Source organism: Streptomyces sp. NBC_00704 (genome assembly GCF_036226605.1).
Lineage (GTDB): Bacteria > Actinomycetota > Actinomycetes > Streptomycetales > Streptomycetaceae > Streptomyces.
This window is the reverse complement of the sequence record NZ_CP109000.1, coordinates 4,248,093-4,269,745: the sequence shown is the minus strand read 5'-3', so window position 1 is coordinate 4,269,745 and position 21,653 is coordinate 4,248,093. Positions and strand designations below refer to the sequence as shown.

The 21,653-nt window shown below is 74.7% G+C and carries 18 protein-coding genes; 8 read left to right on the top strand and 10 right to left on the bottom strand.

All coding sequences use genetic code 11. The features are described 5' to 3' along the window. Positions 1-41: 41 nt before the first annotated feature. From OG802_RS18640 to OG802_RS18630, 3 genes are all read right to left on the bottom strand, one after another. Positions 42-854: an ABC transporter permease gene (locus OG802_RS18640; protein ID WP_329411942.1), complete on the bottom strand. Its 813-nt coding sequence runs from the start codon at positions 852-854 to the stop codon at positions 42-44. Then, positions 851-1,819 (bottom strand): ATP-binding cassette domain-containing protein, encoded by a 969-nt coding sequence (locus OG802_RS18635; protein WP_329411940.1) that lies wholly within the window; start codon positions 1,817-1,819, stop codon positions 851-853. Before OG802_RS18635 ends, OG802_RS18640 begins: the two co-directional genes overlap by 4 nt. Positions 1,820-1,974: 155 nt before the next feature. Then, complete coding sequence (locus OG802_RS18630) at positions 1,975-2,643, bottom strand: DUF4097 family beta strand repeat-containing protein (RefSeq protein WP_329411938.1); 669 nt, start codon at positions 2,641-2,643, stop codon at positions 1,975-1,977. Between the two features lie 235 nt (positions 2,644-2,878). Here OG802_RS18630 and OG802_RS18625 point away from each other — a divergent pair, with 235 nt between their 5' ends. Next, positions 2,879-3,604: a GbsR/MarR family transcriptional regulator gene (locus tag OG802_RS18625; protein WP_329411936.1), complete on the top strand. Its 726-nt coding sequence runs from the start codon at positions 2,879-2,881 to the stop codon at positions 3,602-3,604. 122 nt (positions 3,605-3,726) lie between these two features. Here the strand turns inward: OG802_RS18625 and OG802_RS18620 are convergent, their stop codons facing one another. Further along, positions 3,727-5,307 carry a carbohydrate-binding protein gene (locus tag OG802_RS18620; protein ID WP_329411934.1) on the bottom strand — a complete coding sequence of 527 codons (1,581 nt, stop codon included), beginning with the start codon at positions 5,305-5,307 and terminating at the stop codon, positions 3,727-3,729. 295 nt (positions 5,308-5,602) lie between these two features. Between OG802_RS18620 and OG802_RS18615 the strand changes: the two genes are divergently transcribed. Both OG802_RS18615 and OG802_RS18610 read left to right on the top strand, forming a co-directional pair. Beyond that, on the top strand, positions 5,603-6,667 hold the full coding sequence (locus tag OG802_RS18615) for an SCO2400 family protein (protein WP_329411932.1): 1,065 nt from the start codon (positions 5,603-5,605) through the stop codon (positions 6,665-6,667). A 159-nt stretch (positions 6,668-6,826) separates the two neighbouring features. Beyond that, positions 6,827-7,282, top strand: a complete 456-nt coding sequence (locus tag OG802_RS18610; RefSeq protein WP_329411931.1) for a tellurite resistance TerB family protein — start codon at positions 6,827-6,829, stop codon at positions 7,280-7,282. Positions 7,283-7,487: 205 nt separating this feature from the next. Here the strand turns inward: OG802_RS18610 and OG802_RS18605 are convergent, their stop codons facing one another. Then, the gene (locus OG802_RS18605; protein WP_329417182.1) at positions 7,488-7,865 is read right to left on the bottom strand and encodes a DUF952 domain-containing protein; all 378 of its coding nucleotides are present in this window, start codon (positions 7,863-7,865) and stop codon (positions 7,488-7,490) included. A 401-nt stretch (positions 7,866-8,266) separates the two neighbouring features. Here OG802_RS18605 and OG802_RS18600 point away from each other — a divergent pair, with 401 nt between their 5' ends. Both OG802_RS18600 and OG802_RS18595 read left to right on the top strand, forming a co-directional pair. Beyond that, entirely contained in the window at positions 8,267-8,470 is a 204-nt protein-coding gene (locus tag OG802_RS18600) for a cold-shock protein (RefSeq protein WP_057577999.1), read from the top strand. Between the two features lie 100 nt (positions 8,471-8,570). Continuing rightward, a complete protein-coding gene (locus tag OG802_RS18595) occupies positions 8,571-10,139 on the top strand; it encodes a DEAD/DEAH box helicase (protein WP_329411925.1) in 1,569 nt (522 codons plus the stop codon). A gap of 123 nt (positions 10,140-10,262) precedes the next feature. Here the strand turns inward: OG802_RS18595 and OG802_RS18590 are convergent, their stop codons facing one another. From OG802_RS18590 to OG802_RS18580, 3 genes are all read right to left on the bottom strand, one after another. Next, positions 10,263-10,475, bottom strand: coding sequence for a DUF4287 domain-containing protein (locus OG802_RS18590; protein WP_329411923.1), 213 nt, complete (start codon positions 10,473-10,475; stop codon positions 10,263-10,265). A 162-nt stretch (positions 10,476-10,637) separates the two neighbouring features. Then, the gene (locus tag OG802_RS18585; protein ID WP_329411921.1) at positions 10,638-10,991 is read right to left on the bottom strand and encodes a hypothetical protein; all 354 of its coding nucleotides are present in this window, start codon (positions 10,989-10,991) and stop codon (positions 10,638-10,640) included. Positions 10,992-11,087: 96 nt separating this feature from the next. Next, positions 11,088-14,585, bottom strand: coding sequence for a helix-turn-helix transcriptional regulator (locus tag OG802_RS18580; protein ID WP_329411920.1), 3,498 nt, complete (start codon positions 14,583-14,585; stop codon positions 11,088-11,090). Between the two features lie 291 nt (positions 14,586-14,876). Here OG802_RS18580 and OG802_RS18575 point away from each other — a divergent pair, with 291 nt between their 5' ends. From OG802_RS18575 to OG802_RS18565, 3 genes are all read left to right on the top strand, one after another. Further along, complete coding sequence (locus OG802_RS18575; protein WP_329411918.1) at positions 14,877-15,536, top strand: helix-turn-helix transcriptional regulator; 660 nt, start codon at positions 14,877-14,879, stop codon at positions 15,534-15,536. A gap of 151 nt (positions 15,537-15,687) precedes the next feature. Then, positions 15,688-16,362, top strand: a complete 675-nt coding sequence (locus OG802_RS18570; protein ID WP_329411916.1) for a DUF4255 domain-containing protein — start codon at positions 15,688-15,690, stop codon at positions 16,360-16,362. Then, positions 16,359-18,446, top strand: coding sequence for an ATP-binding protein (locus OG802_RS18565; protein WP_443055274.1), 2,088 nt, complete (start codon positions 16,359-16,361; stop codon positions 18,444-18,446). The genes OG802_RS18570 and OG802_RS18565 overlap by 4 nt, the downstream gene beginning before the upstream one ends. Before the next feature lie 180 nt (positions 18,447-18,626). Here OG802_RS18565 and OG802_RS18560 read toward each other — a convergent pair whose 3' ends face one another. Then, on the bottom strand, positions 18,627-20,024 hold the full coding sequence (locus tag OG802_RS18560; protein ID WP_329411914.1) for a ricin-type beta-trefoil lectin domain protein: 1,398 nt from the start codon (positions 20,022-20,024) through the stop codon (positions 18,627-18,629). Between the two features lie 106 nt (positions 20,025-20,130). Beyond that, positions 20,131-21,543 (bottom strand): hydrolase, encoded by a 1,413-nt coding sequence (locus OG802_RS18555; RefSeq protein WP_329411912.1) that lies wholly within the window; start codon positions 21,541-21,543, stop codon positions 20,131-20,133. Between the last annotated feature and the right edge of the window lie 110 nt (positions 21,544-21,653).

Below are 21,653 nucleotides of genomic sequence, written 5' to 3'. Positions count from 1 at the left end.
GGGCACACCGCCGTCCGACGGCCACGTCGCGGGCCCGGCGGCTACTCCGGGTCGCGGGCGAAGCGCGCCGTCGACCAGCGGTGGCCCAGGGCCGTCAGCACGACGCACCAGGCGACCGCGAGCCAGCCGTTGTGGCCGATCCCGGTGCCGAGCAGCAGCCCGCGCAGGGTCTCGATGGCGGGCGTGAAGGGCTGGTACTCGGCGATCGGCCGGAACCAGCCCGGCATCGAGTCGGCCGGGATGAACGCGCTGGAGACGAGCGGCAGCAGCACCAGCGGCTGGGCGCCGTTGGCGGCCGCCTCGGCGTTCGGACTGGCCAAACCCGTGCCGACCGCGATCCAGGTGAGCGCCAGGGCGAACATGACGAGCAGCCCGAACGCGGCCAGCCACTCCAGGGCCGTGGCGTCGGTGGAGCGGAAGCCGATGGCCACGGCGACCGCGCCGACCAGGACCACGCCGGCGACGCACTGGAGCACGCTGCCGACGACATGCCCGACGAGCACCGACCCGCGGTGGATCGCCATCGTGCGGAAGCGGGCGATGACGCCCTCGTTCATGTCGGTGGCGACGGACACCGCCGTCCCGATCACCGTGCCGCCGACGGTCATCATCAGGATGCCGGGAACGATGTAGGCGATGTAGTCGGAGCGGCCGTCGCCGCCCATGCCCGCGCTCATCACGCCGCCGAAGATGTAGACGAAGAGCAGCAGCAGCACGATCGGCGTGAGCAGCAGGTTGAGGGTGAGCGACGGGTAGCGCCGCGCGTGCAGCAGGTTGCGGCGCACCATCGTCCAGGAGTCGCGTACGGCGAGGGAGAACGGGGCCGGGCGGGCGGGGGCCAGGGGGGCGCTCATCGGACGGACTCCTTGGACTCGGACTGGCGGGGAAGGCCGGCGCTGCCGGTCAGGGCGAAAAACACGTCGTCGAGGTCGGGGGTGTGCACGGTCAGCTCGTCGGCCTCGACGCCGGCGCGGTCCAGCCGGTCGAGGATCGAGCGCAGCTCGCGCTGGCTGCCGTCGCCGGGGATCAGCACCGTCAGCGCCTCCTCGTCCCCGGTGACGTCGCCCAGGGCGCCGAGCGCGCTCCGGTGGGCGGCCGGGTCGGAGAAGCGGAGCCGTACGTGCCCGCCGGGGACCAGCCGCTTGAGTTCCGCGGCGGTGCCCTCGGCGGCGATCCCGCCGCCGTCGAGGACGGCGATGCGGTCGGCGAGCTGGTCGGCCTCCTCCAGGTACTGGGTGGTGAGGAAGACGGTCACGCCGCCGGTGACCAGCTCGCGGATGATCTGCCACATGGTGTGCCGCGAGCGCGGGTCCAGACCGGTGGTGGGCTCGTCGAGGAAGATGATCCGCGGGCCGCCGACCAGGGTCATGGCGATGTCGAGACGGCGCTTCATGCCGCCGGAGTAGGTGGAGGCGGGCTTCTTCGCGGCCTCCGCCAGGTCGAAGCGCTCCAGCAGTTCGGCGGCGGTCCGCCGGCCCTCGCTCCTGGGCAGATGGTGCAGGTCGGCCATGAGGAGCATGTTCTCCAGGCCGGTGATCAGCCCGTCGACCGCGGAGAACTGCCCGGTGACGCCGATCGCGGCCCGCACCGCCTGCGGGTCGGCCGCGAGGTCGTGGCCGCCGACGCGGATCTCGCCGGAGCCGGGACCTGGGGAGACGAGCGTGGAGAGGATCTTGACGGCGGTGGTCTTGCCGGCCCCGTTCGGGCCCAGCAGGGCGAAGACCGTCCCTTCGGGGACGGCCAGGTCGACGCCGTCCAGCACGGTCTTGTCGCCGTAGGACTTGCGCAGCCCGTGCGCCGCGATGGCCAGGTCTGTCATGTGGGTTCTCCTTCGGGAACTGCGGGTCGTGGCTGCGGGCCGGGGGACCGCGGAGGGGGCGGGACAGCGGAGGTGGCTGGGACCGCGGGGTGGGACGGGTTTGCGGTGAGAAGGGGGAGGGAGGGGGAGGGAGGAGGGGCGCCGGGAGGAGGCGTTCAGAGGCTGCGGGCGGTGATGTCGCCGTAGGCGGTGGTCGCGTGGATGTGCAGGGCGGCGTCGCCGTCGGCGTTCCGCAGCGCGTTGTGGACGCGGCCGAAACCGGTGCCGGCGTCCAGGGATGCGGAGACGCCGCGGGCGGCGCCGACCGAGATCCGGCCGGCCTCGGTGCGCAGGGTGACCGTGCCGCGCACGGCCTCGGCGACGTCGATGTCGCCCTTCTGGGTGCTGATCTCCGCGGGGCCGCCCAGCCGGCCGACCGTGACGTCGCCCGCCATGAGGACGAGGCGGGCGCCCGCGGTCTCGTCGAGCTTGACCGAGCCGTGCGCGCCCTCGAACGCGACGTCGCCGAGCCGTCCGACGCCCCGCAGCTCGCCGCTCGCCGTCCTGGCGTCGACGCGGGAGCCGGCGGGCAGCCGGACGGTCACCTCGACGGCCCCGGAGCCGCCGAGGATCCGGCTCTTCGCCGGAGCGGCCTCGATGCGCAGGACGCCGTCCGCGAAGCCGACCGCGACCCGCTCGGCGGCCTTGACGTCGCTTCCGTTCGAGGCGTCCGCGGGCAGGACCTCGACCGTGCTGTCGGACAGGTCCGCGGCGATGAACCGGACACGTCCGGCCGGGACGTCGAGGACGACGGACACCGGGGAGGGGGTGACGAACTTCTGCATCGTTGACTCCTATGCCGACTGCTGCTTGTTTCCGACAGAGGAAAAGCTACGTTGCGTTCACTGATCCATCAACCCATATGTTGCACTGATGCCGCGTAATAGCAGCTCATCTGCCATCTTTCGTTGCAACAGCTCTCGGTTCAACGCAACGGATCGGCAGTCTTCGTTGCAATAGAATGGCGGTGAACGCTATGCTGGCGGCAGCACGGGGCACGAGAACACGAAGGAGACCGCGATGCCGGGAGGCAGGCTCACCCAGCAGGAACGCCGGCAGATCGCGCTGGGACTGGCCGACGGCCTCGCCTACGCGGAGATCGCCCGACGTCTCGACCGGCCGACCTCGACGATCACCCGCGAGGTCATGCGCAACGGCGGCCCCGCCTCCTACCGCGCCGACCTCGCCCACCGCGCCACCGAACGCCGCACCCACCGGCGCCGGCCCGCCGCGTCCCGGGGGACGGAGGCGCCCCCGCAGGCCCACGGGCGCGACCCCGAGGCCATGCGCGAGTACGAGGAACTGTTCACCACCGTCCTCGTCGGATCCGGCACGCCCGCGATGATGGCCCGGGTGCTGGCCTGTCTCACCCTCACCGACTCGGGCAGCCTCACCGCGGCCGAACTCGTCCAGCGGCTCCAGGTCAGCCCGGCGTCCGTCTCCAAGGCGATCACCTTCCTGGAGGGCCAGGGCCTGGTGCGCCGGGAGCGCGACGAACGCCGTCGCGAGCGCTACGTCGTCGACGACGACATCTGGTACCGGTCGATGATCGCCACCGCCGAGTCCCTGCTCCAGATCGTGGCGATCGCCCGCCAGGGCGTCGGCGTCCTCGGTCAGGGCACGCCGGCCGCCGCCCGCCTGGAGAACATCGCCCGCTTCCTCGACTTCATCCGCGAGAGCACGACGCGCGCGGCGGAGCAGGCGCGCGAGATCCTCTCCACCCCGCCCACACCGCCCTCCGCCTGACGCCGACGAAGGCCCGGGTCGCGGAACCCGGGCCTTCGCGGTCGCCTGCTCTTCACCTCGTCACGCCCTGCGGCCGCGCGGCCGTGCGGCCGCCCCGGTCACCGCATCACGGGGTCACAGAGTCACAGGGTCACCTGCTTGCCTCCGAGGGTGACGACGAGACGGCCGTCCGAGGCGAAGGACCAGCCGAGCGCGCCCGAGTAGGAGGCGCACCGGGAGCCGTTCGCGCCGGTCCAGAACTGGTTGGTGGCGTCGGCGTCGCCGACGGTCTTGTCGTTCGAGCCGCTCACGCCGAACCGGCACGAGGTGTTGCCACGGAAGACCGAAGTCCCCTTGTCCCACGAGTAGTTGCGCTGGGCGTTGTCGATGCTGAGGTTGTTCGACACGGCCATGGAACCGGGGTTGCTGTTGTAGGTGAAGCCGTGCTTGCCGTTGTGGAAGGCGATGCTGCGCCGGACGACGTGGTTCACGGCGATGTCGTCGCCGCCGAGCTTGAAGCCGTTGCGGTCGCCGTTGGAGTTCACGGTGCCGTCGGAGAGGGTGCCGTTGCCGTAGGAGAGGGAGTCCTCGATGGTCACCGGGCCGATCGGGCCGGTGTCGGTCTTGGTGTAGAGGTCCCAGCCGTCGTCGATGTTGTTGTGCGAGACGGCGTAGCGGAAGACGTTGCCGGCGCCGGTGGTGAGCTTGGCGGCGAACCCGTCGGCGTCCTCTCCGTCGGAGTCGGCGTTGTCGTGCGACTCGGCGCTCAGGATCAGGTTGTCGGACGGCCACTGGCTGCTCGGCGTGGTGGAGGCGATCCGCCCGAGTTGCAGTCCCGTGTCGCGGTTGTACGCCGTCACCGTGCGCTCGATGACGTTGTGGCTGCCGCCGACGTAGATCCCGTTGTCACCGGCGTGCTGCACGGTGAGGCCCGAGACGTGCCAGTACGAGCCGAAGAGCTGGAGTCCCCGGTTCGACGCGCTCTCGCTCTGCGCCGAGAAGTCGAGGACCGGCTTCTCGCCCGGATAGGCGGACAGCGTGGTACGGGCGGCGGCCGTGCCGTTGGCGGTCTGCGGGACGGTGACCGTGGAGGCGTAGGAGTACGTGCCGCCGCGCAGGTAGATCGTCCCGCCCGCGGACACACGGCTGATCGCCGAGGTCAGGGTGGTGGGCGCGGACTGGGTGCCGGCCGCGCCGTCCACCCCGGCCGGGGAGACGTAGAGCGCGCCGCCGGCGGGCGGGGTGGTGCCGCCGTCGGGCGTCACCGCGTCGAGGTAGTCGACGTTGGGCAGCCCGGCGGAGGTCGTCGGGGCGAGCCGGATCGTGTTGCTCCCGGCGTTCAGGGTGACCGTGAGGGTCTTGGTGACCCAGGTCGACCAGGCGCCGGTGGCCTCGAAGGACGGCGTCTGCACGGCCGTGCCGTTGACGACCAGCGAGGCCGGGCGCGCGGCCGCGGTCCCGTTGGCGAAGCGGACGCTCAGGGTGGCCGTGCCGGCCGTGGCCGCGTTCACCGTGAACTGGGCGTAGCCGCCGGTCGAGTTGGCGCCGTTGCAGAATCCGCTGCCGGAGTAGCCGGTCCAGTCGGAGTCGATGGTTCCGGTGCAGACCGCCGGGGAGGACTCGGCCTCGTAGCGGGCGGTGGCGGCCTGGGCCGTGGGGCCGGTCAGCGCGACGAGCGCGCCGGACACCAGACTGACGCACGCCATGACGGTTCTCAGCTGCATGTTCATCTCCAGGAACGGGGCGAGTGCGGTCGGCCGAACTGGAAAGCGCTTTCTCCCGGAAGCTAGAGGCATGGTGTGAACGCGTCAAGAGTCGTGTACTTGATTTCTGTTCATATGCATGGACGGGCGTCGGACCGTCCCCAAGGCCCTCAAGGGATTCGCGCAGGAGCCTCACACAGACTGCACACAGTCCCGCGAAGGACTCGTTAGCGTGACGCCCGTTCGATCCCACGTGCGAACGTGACCAGGTCGCGGCCCCCACGGGGTGTCGGCACGTCAACCCAGGAAGACCGCAATGGACTACTGCTCCTCGTGCCGTCGGCATCTCAACGGCGCCCTGGTGTGCCCCGGATGCGGGGCCTACGCCCCGGACATCGCTCCGGTCACGACCCACGACCGCGTCGTCCCGGCGCGGATCGCCCAGCCGATGCACCCGACGTACACGACCACGTACGCGGAACCCGCGCCGTGGGCGGAGCCCTCCCACGGCCCGGCCCCCGCCGCCCCGCACGGCGACCACCCCCGCGCCCGGCCGTCCGGCCCGTCGCCCGACCGGCCCGCCCCCGCGTCCTCCGTGCCGTCCGTGTCCTTCGTGCCGTCCGTGTCCTCCGTGTCGCGCGCGTCCTCCGAGCCCGAGCCCGTGCCCGCCGTGGAGCCGGCGCCGGCCGCCCCGCGGGGACGGGCCGCCCGGCGGCGGCAGCTGGCCCGCTGGAAGAAGCACCAGCGCCGGGCCGTCGTCGCGACCGCCGTGGCCCTCGTCGGCGGCGGGCTGACCGTCGCCGCGATGGACCGCCAGGGCGGCGACCGGACGCAGGCGGCCGCCGCGCCGGAGCTGCCCTCCTCCTCGGGCGGCGAGGTGCCCACGTCCGACCACACCCGCCCCACGGTGACCCGGTCCGACGCCCACCGGCCCGCCCCCGCCGACGTCGCGTCGCAGTCGCCGTCGACCGAGCTGGGCGGCGAGCGGTACACGCCCTCGGACCCGCGCCCGGACACCGCGGCCGGGTCCGGGACCCGCACGACGACCCGGTCCGCCCAGGGCCGGGGCACGGGCTCCTCCTACGGCGGCGCGGTCACCGCCCCCGGCGGCTCGGCCGGGCGGCACTCCTCGACGCCGGCGGGGTCGTCCGGGTCCGCCGGGTCCGCCGCGAACGGCGGCACGGGCGGGTCCGACGCGGCCTCGACGCCGAACTCGGCCGCCGGGCCGGCCACCGGCTCCGGCTCGACGTCCGGATCCGCGTCCGGTGCGACCTCCGGTTCCCCGTCCGGTTCGGGGACCTCGCCGTCCTCGACGAACACCGCTCCGGCGGCGACCTCCCCGTCGCAGGTCTGTCTGCTCGGCCTGCTCTGCCTGAGCTGAACCGGCCGCCGCCGAGCCCGTCCGCCGCGTCCGCGCGGGCTCGGCCAGGCCCGTTCGCCCCACCGGAACTTATCCGGTCGGCCGGTAGTTTCTACGTTGCTGTAGATGTTGCGCACCTGTGGTGCGGATACCGTTCCGAACCGACCGTATGGAGTTCGCATGGCCCTGTGGGACCGCTTCAAGGAGTCCGCGTCCACGATGCAGACCCAGCTCGTGGCGAAGAAGAACGACCTCAAGAGCGGTGCGTTCCGCGACGCGAGCATGGCGATGTGCGCCCTCGTCGCGGCGGCGGACGGCACCGTCGACCCGGCCGAGCGCCAGCGGGTGGCCCAGCTGATCGCCACCAACGAGGTGCTCCAGAACTTCGACGCCACGGACCTCCAGCGCCGCTTCGACGACAACCTGAACAAGCTGGCCGCCGACTTCGCCTTCGGCAAGGTGAGCGTGCTCCAGGAGATCGCCAAGGCCAAGAAGAAGCCCGCCGAGGCCCGTGCCGTCGTGCAGATCGGCATCGTGATCGGCGGCGCCGACGGCGACTTCGACAAGACGGAGCAGGCCGTGGTCCGCGAGGCGTGCTTCGCCCTCGACCTGCCGCCGCACGAGTTCGACCTCTGACGGTCCGCACCACTCAGGCGTCCGACCCCACCCCCGACGGCCCGCACCGCACACGTGTGCGACGCCACCGTCGGCCGCCGGATCGCCGGTCGCCAGTCGCCAGTCGCCGGATCACCGGTCGCCAGTCGCCGGATCGCCGGTCGCCGGATCACCGGTCCGGGACGGGCTGCGGCCCGCCCGGCGGCCGGGGGCCAGCCGGTGGGGATCAGCCGGTGGGGATCAGCCGGTGGGGGGTCAGGCCGGCCGCCTGGCCGTGGTCGTCCCAGCGGACCTCCAGGACCCGGACGACGGCGTCCCGGTCGAGCGGGCCGAACACGTGCGGGAACAGGGTCTCGGGCCCGACACCGGGCGGCGGCGCCGGGGCGGCCGCCTCCCACTCGCACCGCGCGGTGAGCCGCGCCTCGTCGAGGACGAGCGCCAGCAGCGGCCGGGGGGCCGTGCGGTAGAAGGCGTCGACGACCGCGAGCGTGGTCTCCTCGTCGGGCGAGCAGTGCACGAACCCGTCCCGCGCGAGGGAGGCCGGCGCGTAGGGGCGGCCGGGGTCGGCGCTCCAGTCGTCGAGCGGTACGACGTGATAAATCATCATCCGTTTATACAGCGGCACACCCGCGCACCGGCTCACCGCGGACGGGCCGCCCAGAAGGCGTTCTGCTCCCTGGTCGCCCGCAGGGCGGCTCCTCTGCTCGGCCGGACGGCTGGACTGCTGGACTGCTACTGTCCTCAGCCTGTCGAGCCGCGGGCCGTTCCTGCTGAGTGCACGTACTCAACCGGGACCCGCGAGGAGACGTGCGCCACATTGCACGAGCTCTTCCGGCCGACATGTGCTACCGTGATAAAAGTGGCAGTTTCGGTTACCAGAGGCTTTTGAGTGCTCTTCGACCATACGTCGACGGGCACTCTTTTTGTTTTTGGGGCTTTTCCTGATCCTGCGACGCCGGGTCCGCAAGGTGTGGACTCCGGGCATTGCCCCAAAGGAGATACAGCATGGCATCTGGCACCGTGAAGTGGTTCAACTCGGAAAAGGGCTTCGGCTTCATCGAGCAGGAGGGTGGCGGCCCGGACGTTTTCGCCCACTACTCGAACATCGCCACGTCTGGCTTCCGTGAGCTTCAGGAAGGCCAGAAGGTTACCTTCGACGTGACGCAGGGCCAGAAGGGCCCGCAGGCGGAGAACATCCTCCCCGCCTGAATCGTCTGACGTCTGTTTCAAGCGGACGACACGGCCGGGGCCCGCACTCTCGAGTGCGGGCCCCGGTTCCGGTGTGTCGCCCTTTCGAGGAAGGTCACGGATGAACCGCAACAGCTCCGTCCGCTCCCGTACGGACGGGCGCCAGGGCGCCCCGTCCCGTTCGGCCAAGGCCGGTCGGAACGGACGCGGGAGCCGTCCCGCCGCGTCCGGCGGTGAGTTCGCCGTGCCCGTGACCCTCACTCCCGGGCTGCCGGCCGTCGAGGCCTTCACCGAACTCGACATGCCCGAGCAGCTGCTGACCGCCCTCACCGCCGAGGGCGTCACCACGCCGTTCCCCATCCAGGCCGCCACGCTGCCGAACTCGCTGGCCGGCCGGGACGTCCTGGGCCGCGGCCGGACGGGCTCCGGCAAGACCCTCGCCTTCGGGCTGGCCCTGCTGGCGCGCACCGCCGGGCAGCGCGCCGAGCCCCGCCAGCCGCTGGCCCTGGTCCTCGTTCCCACCCGGGAACTGGCCCAGCAGGTCACCGACGCCCTCACCCCCTACGCCCGTTCGCTGCGGCTGCGGATCGCCACCGTCGTCGGCGGTCTGTCGATCGGCCGGCAGGCGAGCGCCCTGCGCGGCGGCGCCGAGGTCGTCGTGGCCACGCCCGGACGGCTCAAGGACCTCATCGACCGCGACGACTGCCGGCTCGACCGGGTCGCCGTCACCGTCCTCGACGAGGCCGACCAGATGGCCGACATGGGCTTCATGCCCCAGGTGACGCAGCTGCTCGACCAGGTGCGTCCCGACGGCCAGCGGCTGCTGTTCTCGGCGACGCTGGACCGCAACGTCGACCGGCTGGTGCGCAACTACCTGCACGACCCGGTCGTCCACTCGGTCGACCCGTCCGCGGGCGCCGTCACCACGATGGAGCACCACCTGCTGCACGTGGACGACGAGGACAAGCACGCCACGACCACGGAGATCGCCGCCCGCGACGGGCGCGTGATCATGTTCCTGGACACCAAGCACGCGGCGGACCGGCTGGCCAAGAAGCTGCTGGCGGTCGGCGTGCGCGCGGCCTCCCTGCACGGCGGCAAGTCGCAGTCCCAGCGCAACCGGACCCTCGCGCAGTTCAAGGACGGTCACGTCAGCGTGCTGGTCGCGACCAACGTCGCGGCGCGCGGCATCCACGTCGACAACCTCGACCTCGTCGTCAACGTCGACCCGCCCGGCGACCACAAGGACTACCTGCACCGCGGCGGCCGTACGGCGCGCGCGGGCGAGTCCGGCACCGTCGTCACGCTGGTCCTGCCGCACCAGCGCCGGGAGATGACCCGGCTGATGGCCGACGCCGGCATCACCCCGCAGACCACCCGCGTCCGTTCGGGCGGCGACGAGCTGAGCCGTATCACCGGCGCGCAGACGCCCTCGGGCGTGCCCGTCGTCCTCGCTCCGCCGGCCCCGGCCGCCGAGAGCCGTCCCGCGCGCAGCGGTGGGGCGCGCAAGGGCTCGGGCTCGGGCCGCGACGGCGGCGCGCGAGGCGCCGGCGGCGGCACGCGCGGCGGCAGCGGCACGCGGGGCGGCGGCGAGCACAACGGCTCCGCCCCGCGCCCTCGGCGCGGACGCCCCGCCGCTCAGGGCCGTCGGCGCCCGGCCGCGGGCGGCGGCGGCACGGGCGGCCGCTGAGGCGGAACGCCCGCACGCGGCGGCCGCGCCGAAGACCGCTCCCGAAGACCGCTCCCCGGCACCGCTCGGGGAGCCTCTCAGGGACCGCTCGGCGTCCGCCCGACGACCGCTCGGCGAGCGCGTTCAGCGGCCGGCGTCCTCCGCCAGGGTGTGCGCCACCAGGGCGTTGGCGTGGCCGTGGCCCAGGCCGTGCTCGCTCTTCAGCCAGGCGACCAGCTCCATGTGCCGGGTGAGCGGCGAGGAGCGGATGAGGCCCTTCCATTCGTCGATCGGGCGGCCGTACTTCTTCTCGATCGACGGGAAGTAGCTCGCGGGGCCCTTCACCGGTGCGCTCATCTCGGTCCTGTCCTTCCGCCGGGGGCCCGGTGCGTCCCGTGCCCGTCGTCCGTGGTGCGTTCGTCGTGCGTCCGTCCCTTGTACGACCCGCGCGGGGCGCGGGAGTGATCGGTCCGGCGGCGTGGTCCGCGTCACATGCGCCGCGGCCGGGGCCTGCGGGCGTCAGCCGCCGAGCGCGACGTACGCCCCGTAGGGCAGCAGGATCGCCGGGAGGGTCAGCAGCCGGGGTGCGGCCGGACGGCCGCTCCGCAGGGGCCCGAGGCCGTCGAACAGGACGAGCGGCAGGGCGGCGAGCGCCGCGGACATCACGAGCGCGACCAGGACGAAGCCGCTGTTCTCGATCTGGTCGTACGTGCACAGACCGAGGTCGCGGCGGCGCAGATCGCCCGTGTCGCAGTGCCCGTGGGCCAGGTACCAGCGCGCGCACAGCACGGCGACGGCCGTCGGCAGACCGATCAGCAGGTGCACCGCGAACGGCGGCAGGAAGCCGCGCAGGGCGGCGGACGCGGTACGCATCACGCCATCCCACCGGTCCCGCGCCCCGGCAGCTGTGGCGCGGGCCACTCCCCCGGTCGCAGGCCGGTCACGGCGCCTCCCGGCGCGGGCGGTCGCTCACGTCCGCAGCGCCTCGTGCAGCTGCCCCCGGCGGCGGATCCCCAACTTCTTGTAGGTGCTGGTCAGATGGGTCTCCACGGTGCGACGGGCCAGGTGCAGCGCCTGCGCTATCTCCGTGTTGGTGCGGCCCTCCGCCGCGAGTTCGGCGACCCGGCGCTCGCTGCCGGTGAGGGCCGCCGAGCCGGTGCGGGCCGGGGAGGTGCGGCGGGCGCCCGCGGTGCGCAGGGCGTGCTCGGCGTGCGTCAGCAGACGGACGTTGCCCAGCCGTTCGGCGCGTTCGGCGCCCTCGCGCAGATACTCGCGGCCCCTGCCGCGCTCGCCGACGGCGCTCAGCTGGTGCCCGTGGGCGAGCAGCGACGCCACCAGCTCCGCCTCGGCCGGGGAGCCGCGCAGCACGGCCACCGCCTCCGCGCCCAGTTGCAGGCCCCGCCGGCCGCGGGTCGCCCGGCCCAGGACGCGCAGCGCCCGGCCCAGGGTGCGCGGGGTGCCCCACACGCGGGCGAGGCGCAGTTCCTCCGACGCCAGGGTCAGCGCCTCCTGAGCGTTGCCCAGCGCCAGCCGGCACTCCGCGGCCGCCGTCCGCCACGGGGTGACGACGGGGCTGAGGACGGCGCGCGCGGACTGGCGGCGGCCGCACTCCAGGAAGTCGTGGAGCGCGCCGGCGACGTCCCCCTCGGTGGAGCGCAGCACGCCCCGCGCGTACAGGAAGCGGTTCAGCTCCCAGGAGTCCGGGGTGTCGTGGAGGTCGAAGGCGTCCGCCAGGCGGCGCGCCTCGTGCGTGCGGCCCGTCTCCACCAGGGCCAGCAGGGCGTGCGCGTCCGCGTTGGACGGGCCGCCGCCGACGCGCCGGGCGCGCGGGCCGCAGTGCGTCGCGAGCAGGACGCCGTACGCGCCGCGCGCCGCCGCCGTGTCCCACCTGGTGTCCAGCAGGGCCTGGGCCATCGGGTGCAGCAGGGAGGGGTGCTGTCCGGCCAGGCCGCGTTCCACGAGCCGGTCCGCCTCGTCGAGTTCGTCGGCCCACTGGGCGACCGCCGCGGCCGTGCCGAGGAGGAACGGTTCGGCGAGGGGGTCGGCGGGCTCGGTCAGCAGGGAGCGCAGGCGGCGCATCGCCTCCCGGGCCGTGATGTCCCCCGCGGTGGCCGCGTACCGCACGAGCAGGGCCCGCCCTGAGGCGCCGACCAGCTCCGGGGAGCGCCGCGCGGTCTCGGTGACCCAGCGGTAGGCCTCGCCGCGGACCGTCTGGTCCTGGTCGGACAGGAGCGCGGACGCCGTCTGAAGCGTGTGGGCGAGGTCGGCGTGGCCGTCCGCGAGCCGTGACCCCAGCCGGCGCAGCGCGGCCACCGCCGTGCGGACCTCCCCGCGGCCGGCGAGGGCGGTGCCCAGGGCGATCGCCGTGCGGACCTGGTCGCGCGGGGAGGCGGGCAGGTCCAGCGCCTCCGACAGCCGCGGGATGCCCGCCGGGACGTCGGCGCCGGCGTACTCCAGCGAGCCCAGCTCCGTGAGCAGGCGCTGGCGCAGGTCGTCGGGCAGCGGCTCCCGCAGCGCCCGGCGCAGATAGCGGACGGCGTCGTCGGGGCGTGCCTCGCGGGCGGCGACGGCCGCGGCGTCGCGCAGGACGCGCAGCGCCCAGGGCAGGCAGGCCGGCGCGCTGCCCAGCAACTGCCGTGCCACCGCGTCCACGTGGTCGCCGCGGCGCAACATCGCCTGGGCCACCGCCCGGTGCGCCTCCTGGCGGCGGGCGGTGGACCAGCCGCCGAGCACGGCGTCGCGCAGGAGCGGGTGCGCGTACCGGGGGCGGCCGGACGCGTCGGGGCGCAGCACCCCGAGGCGCGTCATCGCGGTGAACCAGCCGGTGACGCGGGCGGGGTCCGCGCCGCAGGCGTCGGCGACGAGAGCCGCGAGGCCGTCGCCGGGCCCGGCCGGAGCGGCGCCCCCACCGCCGCCGGGGTACACGGCGTGCCCGGCGGCGCCCACGCCCCACTGGTCCCCGTGCGCGGGATGAGCGGCGACCCCGCCCGGCTGGTCCTCATGCGCGGCCTGCGCGGCGGCCCCACCGGCGCCGGGGTACACGGCGTGCCCGGCGGCGCCCCCGCCCCACTGGTCCCCGTGCGCGGGACGAGCGGCGACCCCGCCCGGCTGGTCCTCATGCGCGGCCTGCGCGGCGGCCCCACCGGCGCCGGGGTACACGGCGTGCCCGGCGGCGCCCCCGCCCCAGTGATCCGCGTGCGCGGGATGCGGGGCGGCCCCGCCCCACTGGTCCTCGTGCGCGGGATGCGGGGCGGCCCCGCCCCACTGGTCCTCGTGTGTGGCGGCTTCCGTGCACCGCGCCGGATGCGTGGCGTGGACGGCGGACACGGCGCGCGGCGCGTAGGCGGCCGACCGGCCCTCTTCCGCGCACCGTTCGGCGTGCGGGGCGGGTGCGGCGTGCGCCGAGTGTGCCGCGTGGGCGGCCGACCCGCCGTTCTCCGCGCACCGTTCCGTGTGCGCGGCGGGTGCGGGGTGGGCGGTGTGGGGGGACGGTGGCGTTCGGGACGGGCGGGGCGCGGGGTGGTCTGCCGGGGCTGCCGTCCTGCGGAACCGTTCCGCCCGCGCCACCCGGTCCGCCCGGGCCACACGTTCGGCCCGCTCGGCGCGTTCCTCGCGCGCGGCCCGCTCCTCCCGTTCGGTCCGTTCCGCCTGGGCCGCCTGTTCCAGTGCGGCGAGGGTCCGCGCCACCTCCGCGGTCGCCGGTCCCGCGCTGTCCAGCCACCAGGAGACGGCCGCCGGGTAGGAGCCCGGGTACAGCGCGGCGCACGTCGTCGGGACGGCGGCCGGCGGCGGGGCGCCGTCGAGGTCGTCCAGGAGGGCGTGCAGGAGCAGGGGGATGCCCGCGCCGGCCCGTGCGCAGTCCGCCGTCCACCGGTCCGGGGCGGCGGGGAAGGCGGCCCGGACCAGGCCGGAGGAGGCCTCGTCGGTGAGCGGGGCCAGCGCGTGGGTGCGGACGAGGGACGGGGAGAGGGTGTGGGCGAGGCCGGCGGGGTGCGGCGCGATGTCGTACTGGCTGCGCTCGGTGGCCACCAGCAGGACCGGTAATCGGTCGATGCGGCGGGCCGCCTCCACGAACCAGCGGCGCGAGGCCTCGTCGGCGAGGTGGACGTCGTCCACGGCCATCATGAGCGGCGTGCTCTCCGCGTACGAGCGCAGCAGCCGCCACAGCCGGGCCGCGCTCCCGCGGTCCTCGCCGCCGGGCGCGACGTCCGCGAACTCCGGTACCGGGCCGAGGAGATGAAGGACCGAGGAGAACGGCAGCGCGGTGTCCTCGGGGGAGCAGCGGGCGCGCAGGACGCGCAGGCCGGCCCGGTTCGCGTGCGCGGTGGCCGCCTCCAGCGCGGCGGACCGGCCGGTGCCGGTGGCCCCGCGCAGCAGGACGAGGCGGCCGGTTCCGGCGCGGGCCCGCTCGACCTCCGCGGCCAGCAGTGCGTGGGCGTCGTCGCGTTCGCGCATCGGTGCGGTCATGACTGCCTCCTGCGGTCGGATACGTCGGACTTGTACGGGAAGAGGGCGTGCGGTCCGGTCCGGGTCCCGGGGGTCGTTGTGGCGAGGCTCACGAACTCCCGCGCACCGCCCGGCGTCAGGCCTGTGACCTGCGGTGACATGGGCGGACCGTGGTGCCCGGGGGCTTGCTCTCGTGGTCGGCCTCGTGGTGCTCCACGATTGCGCGCGCCGCGGGGGGCGAAGAAGTCTGGACCGTGCCCACCCGTCGCCGGTCCCCGCCGGGCCGCGGATCCGTGAACATGGGGGAAACGGTTGCTCAGCTCACCCCGGACACCAGAGACCGGCGCCCGGCGGCGGATTCCCGTGGCCGTCCAGGCGTCCGACCCGATCTCCCGTGAGGGCGCCGTCGGGCAGTTGCGCGGCCGGCCGGAGGTCGAGGTCCGCGAGGAGCTGTCGTCCGCCGCCGGCACGGTGGCGCTGCTCGTCGAGGACACCCTGGACGAGGCGGCGCTGGCCCGGCTGCGGCGCGTCGTGCGCAGCGAGGGGGCCCGTGCGGTGCTCGTCGTGGGCACGATCCGCGAGACGGAGCTGCTGGACGTCATCGAGTGCGGGGTCGGGGCCATCGTGTGGCGGCGGGAGGCGACCGCGCACCGGCTGGTGCAGGCGGTGGTGGCCGCGCAGCGCGGCGACGGCGACCTGCCCGCCGATCTGCTCGGCCGGCTCATCAGCCAGGTGGGCACGCTGCACCGCGGTGCGGCGGGCCGGCCCGGCGCCCCCTCCCTGGGGCTCGCGCCGCGGGAGGTGGACGTCCTGCGGCTGGTCGCCGAGGGCCTGGACACCGGAGAGATCGCCAGCAAGCTGTCCTACTCCGAACGAACCGTCAAGAACGTCATGCACGGACTCACGACGCGGCTGCATCTGCGCAACCGGGCGCACGCTGTGGCATATGCCCTCAGGGAAGGCTACATCTGACCGAACGGGCACTCGAAGGCGGACACGCGGGCAGCGGCCCTGCCCGGCCACCGGCCCCGGCGCGCCTCTCGCGGCGCGGGCCGTCCGGGGCACGATCGGTGCGGGGCGGGCGCGGCAGGGCACACGGGCAAGGCAGTTGAGGAGCGCGACGGTGATCCACGAGGTGGACGAGGTCCTCAAAGACCTGCTGGAGGGCGGTGCGCTGGCGGGCTCCGGCATCGACGTGTCGTTCGAGGCGCCGACCCGCGACTGGGCCGCCCGGCGCAACGCCCCTGTGATCAACGCCTACTTGTACGACATCCGCGAGGACGTCTCCCGCCGGCAGCGCGGCCACATGGCGGTGCGCGACGAGCGGGACGTCGTCGTCAAGCGCCGTCAGCCGCCGCGCTGGTTCCGGCTGTCGTACCTGGTGACCGCGTGGACGCGGGCGCCCCAGGACGAACACCGGCTGCTGTCGGCCGCGTTGGCGACGCTGCTGCCGCGCGAGCTGATCGCCGCCGAGGAACTCCCCGGCTCCCTGCGCGCCTTGGGTCTGGCGATGCCGCTGACGGTGGCCGGCATCCAGACCGAGTCGCGGTCCCTCGCCGAGATCTGGTCCGCGCTGGGCGGCGAACTCAAGCCGTCCCTGGACCTCGTGGTCACCGCGCCGGTCCCGGCCTACCCCGAGTACGACGCCGGGCCGCCGGTCACCGAGGGCGCGGCCGTCCGGCTGCGCGGCATCGACGGCGACCCGCCCGAGTCCGGCGAGCGCGCCCACCGCCCGCACCAGGTGGCGGCCGCCCGCGAGGCCCGCGGGATCGCGCCGGGCCGCCCGGAACCGTGGTGAGCGGGACGTACACGGCCCAGGGCGAGGCCGGCGCCCGGTCCGACGCGGCCGGCGCACCGCGCACGCCGCGGACCGTCCTCGCCCCGCACGCGAGCGTCGGCCCGCCGGACGGGACCGCCGCACTGCTCGCCCGGCTCGCGCTGCTGCGCGACGGGGTCGCCGCCCTGGTCGACCGCCGCGCCGCCGCCGACCCCACCGCCGACGACCCGCTGCGCGGCCTCTACCTCTCCGAGGACGCCGTACGCCACCACCTCGCGGGCGCGACCGCCGCCCCCGACGACACCGGCCCCCCGGCCGGGCCCGTCCTGCCCGCCGGCCACGACTCCCTGACCGGTCTCGCCGACCGGCTCCGCCTCACCGGCCTGGACGCCGCGATCCTCCTCGTCGCCCTCGCGCCCGACCTCGACCGCTCCTTCGAGCCCCTCTACGGCTACCTCAACGACGACGTGAGCCGGCGGCGCGCCACCGTGGGACTCGCCCTCGACCTGTGCGGGGCGCCCGCCCACCTGGCCGCGGCCCGGTCCCGGTTCCACGCCTCGGCGCCCCTGCGCGCCTACGGGCTGCTGGACGTCGAGGAGCCCGAACGGCCCTTCCTGTCCCGCTCGTTGCGCGTGCCCGACCGGCTGCTCGCCCACCTGCTGGGCGACGACACGCCCGACGCCGCCCTGCACGGCCTCCTGCACCCCCTCCCCCCGCCGCTGCCGGACGGCGAGCGCCTCGCCGGCCTGCTGGCGCACCGGCTGCGCACGGACCCGCCGTTCACCGCCTACCTGCGCGAACACCGCGAGGGCGACGGCCTCGCCGCGATCGCCTCGGCGCTGAGCGCGGCGGACGCCCGCGCCCTGCGCTACACCGGAGCCGAGGACCGCGTCCCCGAGCTGCTGCGCGAGGCGCGCCTCGGCGGCCTCGCGGTCGTCCTGTCCGGTCTGCCGGAGCGGCCGGAACCGCTGATCGGCGCGCTGGCGGACGCACCCGACGTCACCGTCCTGCTCACCGACCCGCGCCCCTACGACCCGCACTGGACCACCCGCGACCCGCTCGTGCTGGAGGCCCCCCGCCGCCGGGCGGCCGGGACGGCGGCCTGGGCCGCGGCGCTCGGCGCGGCGGACGCCCCCCTCGCGCCCGGCCTCGACCTCGCGGCCACCGTCGCCCCCTACCGGCTCGGCGGCGAGCGCATCGCACGGGCCGCGCACGCCGCCGCCGCGCTGGCCGCGTTCGAGGGCGGCCCGCTCGACGCCGGACATGTGCGGCTCGCCGCCCGGCAGCAGTCGGCGTCCGGACTGGAACGGCACGCGCGCCGGATCCGGCCCGACGTCGGCTGGGCGGACCTCGTCCTGCCCGACCGGCCGCTGACCCAGCTGCACGAACTGGCCCTGCGCGCCCGGCACCGCGACCGCGTCCTCGGCGACTGGCGGCTCAGCGCGGGAGGCGGCCGCGGCCGGGGCGTGCTCGGTCTGTTCGCGGGCGAGTCCGGCACCGGCAAGACGCTCTCCGCCGAGGTGGTGGCGGCCGAACTCGGGCTCGACCTGTACGTCGTCCAGCTGTCCTCGGTCGTCGACAAGTACGTCGGCGAGACCGAGAAGAACCTGGAACGCATCTTCACCGAGGCCGACCGCACCGACGCCGTGCTGCTCTTCGACGAGGCCGACGCCGTGTTCGGCAAGCGCTCGGAGGTCAAGGACGCGCACGACAAGTACGCCAACATGGAGAGCGCCTACCTGTTGCAGCGGCTGGAGTCCTTCGACGGCATCGCGCTGCTCACCACCAACCTGCGGGCCAACATCGACGAGGCGTTCACCCGGCGCCTCGACCTCGTGGTCGACTTCCCGTTCCCCGACGCCGGCCAGCGGCTCGCGCTGTGGCGGCACGGGCTGGCCCATGTGCCGTGCGCCGCGGGCGTCGACCCGGCCCCGCTGGCGCGGGACTTCGAGCTGGCCGGCGGCTCGATCCGCAGCGCGGTCGTCACCGCCGCCTACCTCGCCGCCGGACGCGACGAGCCGGTCGGCGACGGCGACCTGCTGGAGGGGGCCCGCCGCGAGTACCGCAAGGCGGGCCGCCTGGTGCCGGGCGAGGCCACCTGGTAGTCCCCGGAGACCTGGTGGTCCCCGGCGACCTCGTGCTCCCGGCGACCTCGTGGTCCCCGGAGGGGAAGCACCCGCCCGTGCCGTGCGGGGAGCACCCGCCCGTGCCCGTACGGGGAAGGCCAGCCTGTGCCCGTACGGGAAGACCGGTCGCGGTCCCCGTGCGGGCGTCCGCCGCCGTGGCTACTGTGCGCGCCACTTCTGGTTGGGGGTGCCCGAGCAGGTCCACAGCTGGAGCTTCGTGCCGTTGCCGGTGCCGCCGTCCTTGGCGTCGATGCACTTGTCGGCCTGCGGGTTCACCAGGTCGCCGTGCTCGCTCAGCACCCACTGCTGGGCCGGGTTGCCGGAGCAGTTCGCCACCTGGATGACCGCGCCGTCGTCCTTCGAGCCCCAGGCGACGTCCATGCACAGGCCGAGCGCGCGCACCGTGCCGTCGCTCCGGAACACCCACTTCTGGTTCGCCGACCCGGCGCAGTCCCACAGTTGCAGCGGGGTGCCGTCCTTGCCCTTGCCGTTCTGCGCGTCGGTGACGTCGACGCACCGGCCGGAGCCCTTGCCGATGATGAGGGCGCCGGGCACCGGGGCCGCGGGCTCGGGCGCGCCCGCCCCGCCGGAACCGCCCTCGCCACCGCCGCCGCCCCCGCTCGCGCCGCCGCCCGACGTCGACGAGCCGCCGGAGGAGGCCGCGCCCCCGTCGCCCTGCTGCGCCGGCACGGACGGCGCCGGCGGCTCGGGCAGCGGATCGGCGGAGGCGTCCGCCTTCGGCGCGGACGGAGCCGACACCGCCGGGCCGGGCAGCGCGGTGCTGCCGGCCTCCACGAGTTTCTCCCGCGCCCCGCTGCTCACCTGCGGCTTGTAGGTCAGCCAGATCATGACGAACGCGACGGCAAGGGCGACGGTGAGGCTGAGCGCGGTGGCCAGCCAGCGCGGCAGGAACCCGCGCTGCACGAACGTGCCGTCCACCGGCAGCGGCACCGCGCCCGACCGCTGCACGTTCAGCGTGTACGGCCGCTGCTCCTTCGATCCGAACCAGATGATCTGACGCGGCCGCAGCGTCGCCTCGACGAACACGGCCCGGCCCGGCTCGATCTGCACACTGCCCGGCCGGAACTCGTAGCCCAGGTGGTCGCCCGTGTCGCCGCCCGCGACGGACGCCGTCACCCGGGTATTGCCGAGGTTGTCGACGGCGAGCCGCGGCCGGCCCCGGAAACGCCCCTTCACCGTCGGCGGCACCAGCTCGGCCCGCACCTCCGTGAACGGCGTGACCGTCAGATTGCCCTCCGGCACCGTCACCGCGTCCGGATGCTCCGTCGGCGTGATCCGCACCGCGAACGGATGCGGACCCGCCGCCGCGTCGGACGTACGCGGCGGCGCGAACGTCAGCTCCACCGTCCCCGTCGTCCCCGGATACAGCCGCAGCGTCGGCGGCTCCACCGTCGTCCACGGCGCCACGTCCCCGACGGGCTCGAAGCGGTACTCGTCGACCACGTCACCGGTGTTGCGCACACGCAGCCGCATGGTCGCCCGGCTCCCGGGGTCGACGGTCGCCGCGGCCGGTTCCAGAGAAGTCCACAGAGTCACCCGCCGACGCTACGACGGCGGACGCGGGCCGGACACAAGCCATCGGGCACGGTCGCTGCCCGAAAGGGACGGCCGGCCGTGCCCCCGCACACCGCGGCGGCCCGCCTCACACCGTGAAGCGGACGGCCTCCAGCTGGAGCCGGTCCTGCATCGGGCTGCCGCCGTAGATCCAGTCGCCCGCCTTGGTGCAGCCGTTCCCCAGCCAGCCCCGGTCCTTGATGTGCGGGTTCTGGCAGACGGAGCCCTCCATCGTCTTGATGGTGAACCCCTCCATAACCGAGACGGCCGGCTTGCTGGAGCCCATGTACATGTCGACGCCGTCGGACGCCTTCGACCACTTGTCCCCGGTCAGCCAGCCCCCGTCCACATGCGCGGCGTTGCCCGTGACGCCGCCCGTCCGCGCGGTGGCGATGTTCAGGGCCTTGACGGCCAGGTCCTTGCCGGTCGTGCCGGCGATCGCGCCGTCGCAGACCGGGTCCTGCCAGCCCTTGTCCTCCACATAGGCCCGGTAGCAGATGTGCCGCCCGTCGCTGCGCGCCGCCAGCTTGTTCACGGCCACGGCGGCCGTCTCCTGCTTGGGCTTCGCGGGCGGCTTCGACTCGCCCCCGCCGCCCCCGCCGCCGCTCCCGCCGCCGTCGGCCGCGGCGCTGCTCACCGGGGCCTCCGGCGCCGCGGGGGCCGTCGGGGTGGGCACGAGGGCCGGGACGCCGGGCGTCGCCGAGGGGCTGGGCGCCAGGGTGTTGGCGGCCGCCTGCGCGACCTTCTCCGACGCCAGGCTGCGCACCTGCGGCTTGTACGTCAGCCAGATCATGACGAACGCGACGGCAAGGGCGACGGTGAGGCTGAGCGCGGTGGCCAGCCAGCGCGGCAGGAACCCGCGCTGCACGAACGTGCCGTCCACCGGCAGCGGCACCGCGCCCGACCGCTGCACGTTCAGCGTGTAGGGCTGCTCCTCCTTCGAACCGAACCAGATGATCCGGCGCGGGCGCAGGGTCGTGTCGACGAACACCGCGCGCCCGGGCTCGATCTGGACGTTGCCCGGCTTGAGGTCGTACGAGAGCCGGTCCCCGGTGTCGCTGCCGCTCAGCGAGGCGGTGACGCGGGTGTTGCCGAGGTTGTCGACGGCGAGCCGCGGCCGGCCCCGGAAACGCCCCTTCACCGTCGGCGGCACCAGCTCGGCCCGCACCTCCGTGAACGGCGTGACCGTCAGATTGCCCTCCGGCACCGTCACCGCGTCCGGATGCTCCGTCGGCGTGATCCGCACCGCGAACGGATGCGGACCCGCCGCCGCGTCGGACGTACGCGGCGGCGCGAACGTCAGCTCCACCGTCCCCGTCGTCCCCGGATACAGCCGCAGCGTCGGCGGCTCCACCGTCGTCCACGGCGCCACGTCCCCGACGGGCTCGAAGCGGTACTCGTCGACCACGTCACCGGTGTTGCGCACACGCAGCCGCACGGTCGCCCGGCTCCCGGGGTCGACGGTGGCGGAAGAGGGTTCCAGAGAAGTCCACAGGCTCACGCGCCGACGCTACGGGGAGCCCGTGTGCGACGTCAGAGGCAGGAGGGCAGGCCCGGTGCCCCCTCGGCCCCCGGCCGCCTGCCCGGAAGTCCCGGCCGCCCCCCGGACCC

Bases quoted from the DNA above. Each gene is read 5' to 3' on its own strand.
- OG802_RS18640 (WP_329411942.1), bottom strand. From the start codon at position 854: ATGAGCGCCCCCCTGGCCCCCGCCCGCCCGGCCCCGTTCTCCCTCGCC.
- OG802_RS18635 (WP_329411940.1), bottom strand. From the start codon at position 1,819: ATGACAGACCTGGCCATCGCGGCGCACGGGCTGCGCAAGTCCTACGGC.
- OG802_RS18630 (WP_329411938.1), bottom strand. From the start codon at position 2,643: ATGCAGAAGTTCGTCACCCCCTCCCCGGTGTCCGTCGTCCTCGACGTC.
- OG802_RS18625 (WP_329411936.1), top strand. From the start codon at position 2,879: ATGCCGGGAGGCAGGCTCACCCAGCAGGAACGCCGGCAGATCGCGCTG.
- OG802_RS18620 (WP_329411934.1), bottom strand. From the start codon at position 5,307: ATGCAGCTGAGAACCGTCATGGCGTGCGTCAGTCTGGTGTCCGGCGCG.
- OG802_RS18615 (WP_329411932.1), top strand. From the start codon at position 5,603: ATGGACTACTGCTCCTCGTGCCGTCGGCATCTCAACGGCGCCCTGGTG.
- OG802_RS18610 (WP_329411931.1), top strand. From the start codon at position 6,827: ATGGCCCTGTGGGACCGCTTCAAGGAGTCCGCGTCCACGATGCAGACC.
- OG802_RS18605 (WP_329417182.1), bottom strand. From the start codon at position 7,865: ATGATTTATCACGTCGTACCGCTCGACGACTGGAGCGCCGACCCCGGC.
- OG802_RS18600 (WP_057577999.1), top strand. From the start codon at position 8,267: ATGGCATCTGGCACCGTGAAGTGGTTCAACTCGGAAAAGGGCTTCGGC.
- OG802_RS18595 (WP_329411925.1), top strand. From the start codon at position 8,571: ATGAACCGCAACAGCTCCGTCCGCTCCCGTACGGACGGGCGCCAGGGC.
- OG802_RS18590 (WP_329411923.1), bottom strand. From the start codon at position 10,475: ATGAGCGCACCGGTGAAGGGCCCCGCGAGCTACTTCCCGTCGATCGAG.
- OG802_RS18585 (WP_329411921.1), bottom strand. From the start codon at position 10,991: ATGCGTACCGCGTCCGCCGCCCTGCGCGGCTTCCTGCCGCCGTTCGCG.
- OG802_RS18580 (WP_329411920.1), bottom strand. From the start codon at position 14,585: ATGACCGCACCGATGCGCGAACGCGACGACGCCCACGCACTGCTGGCC.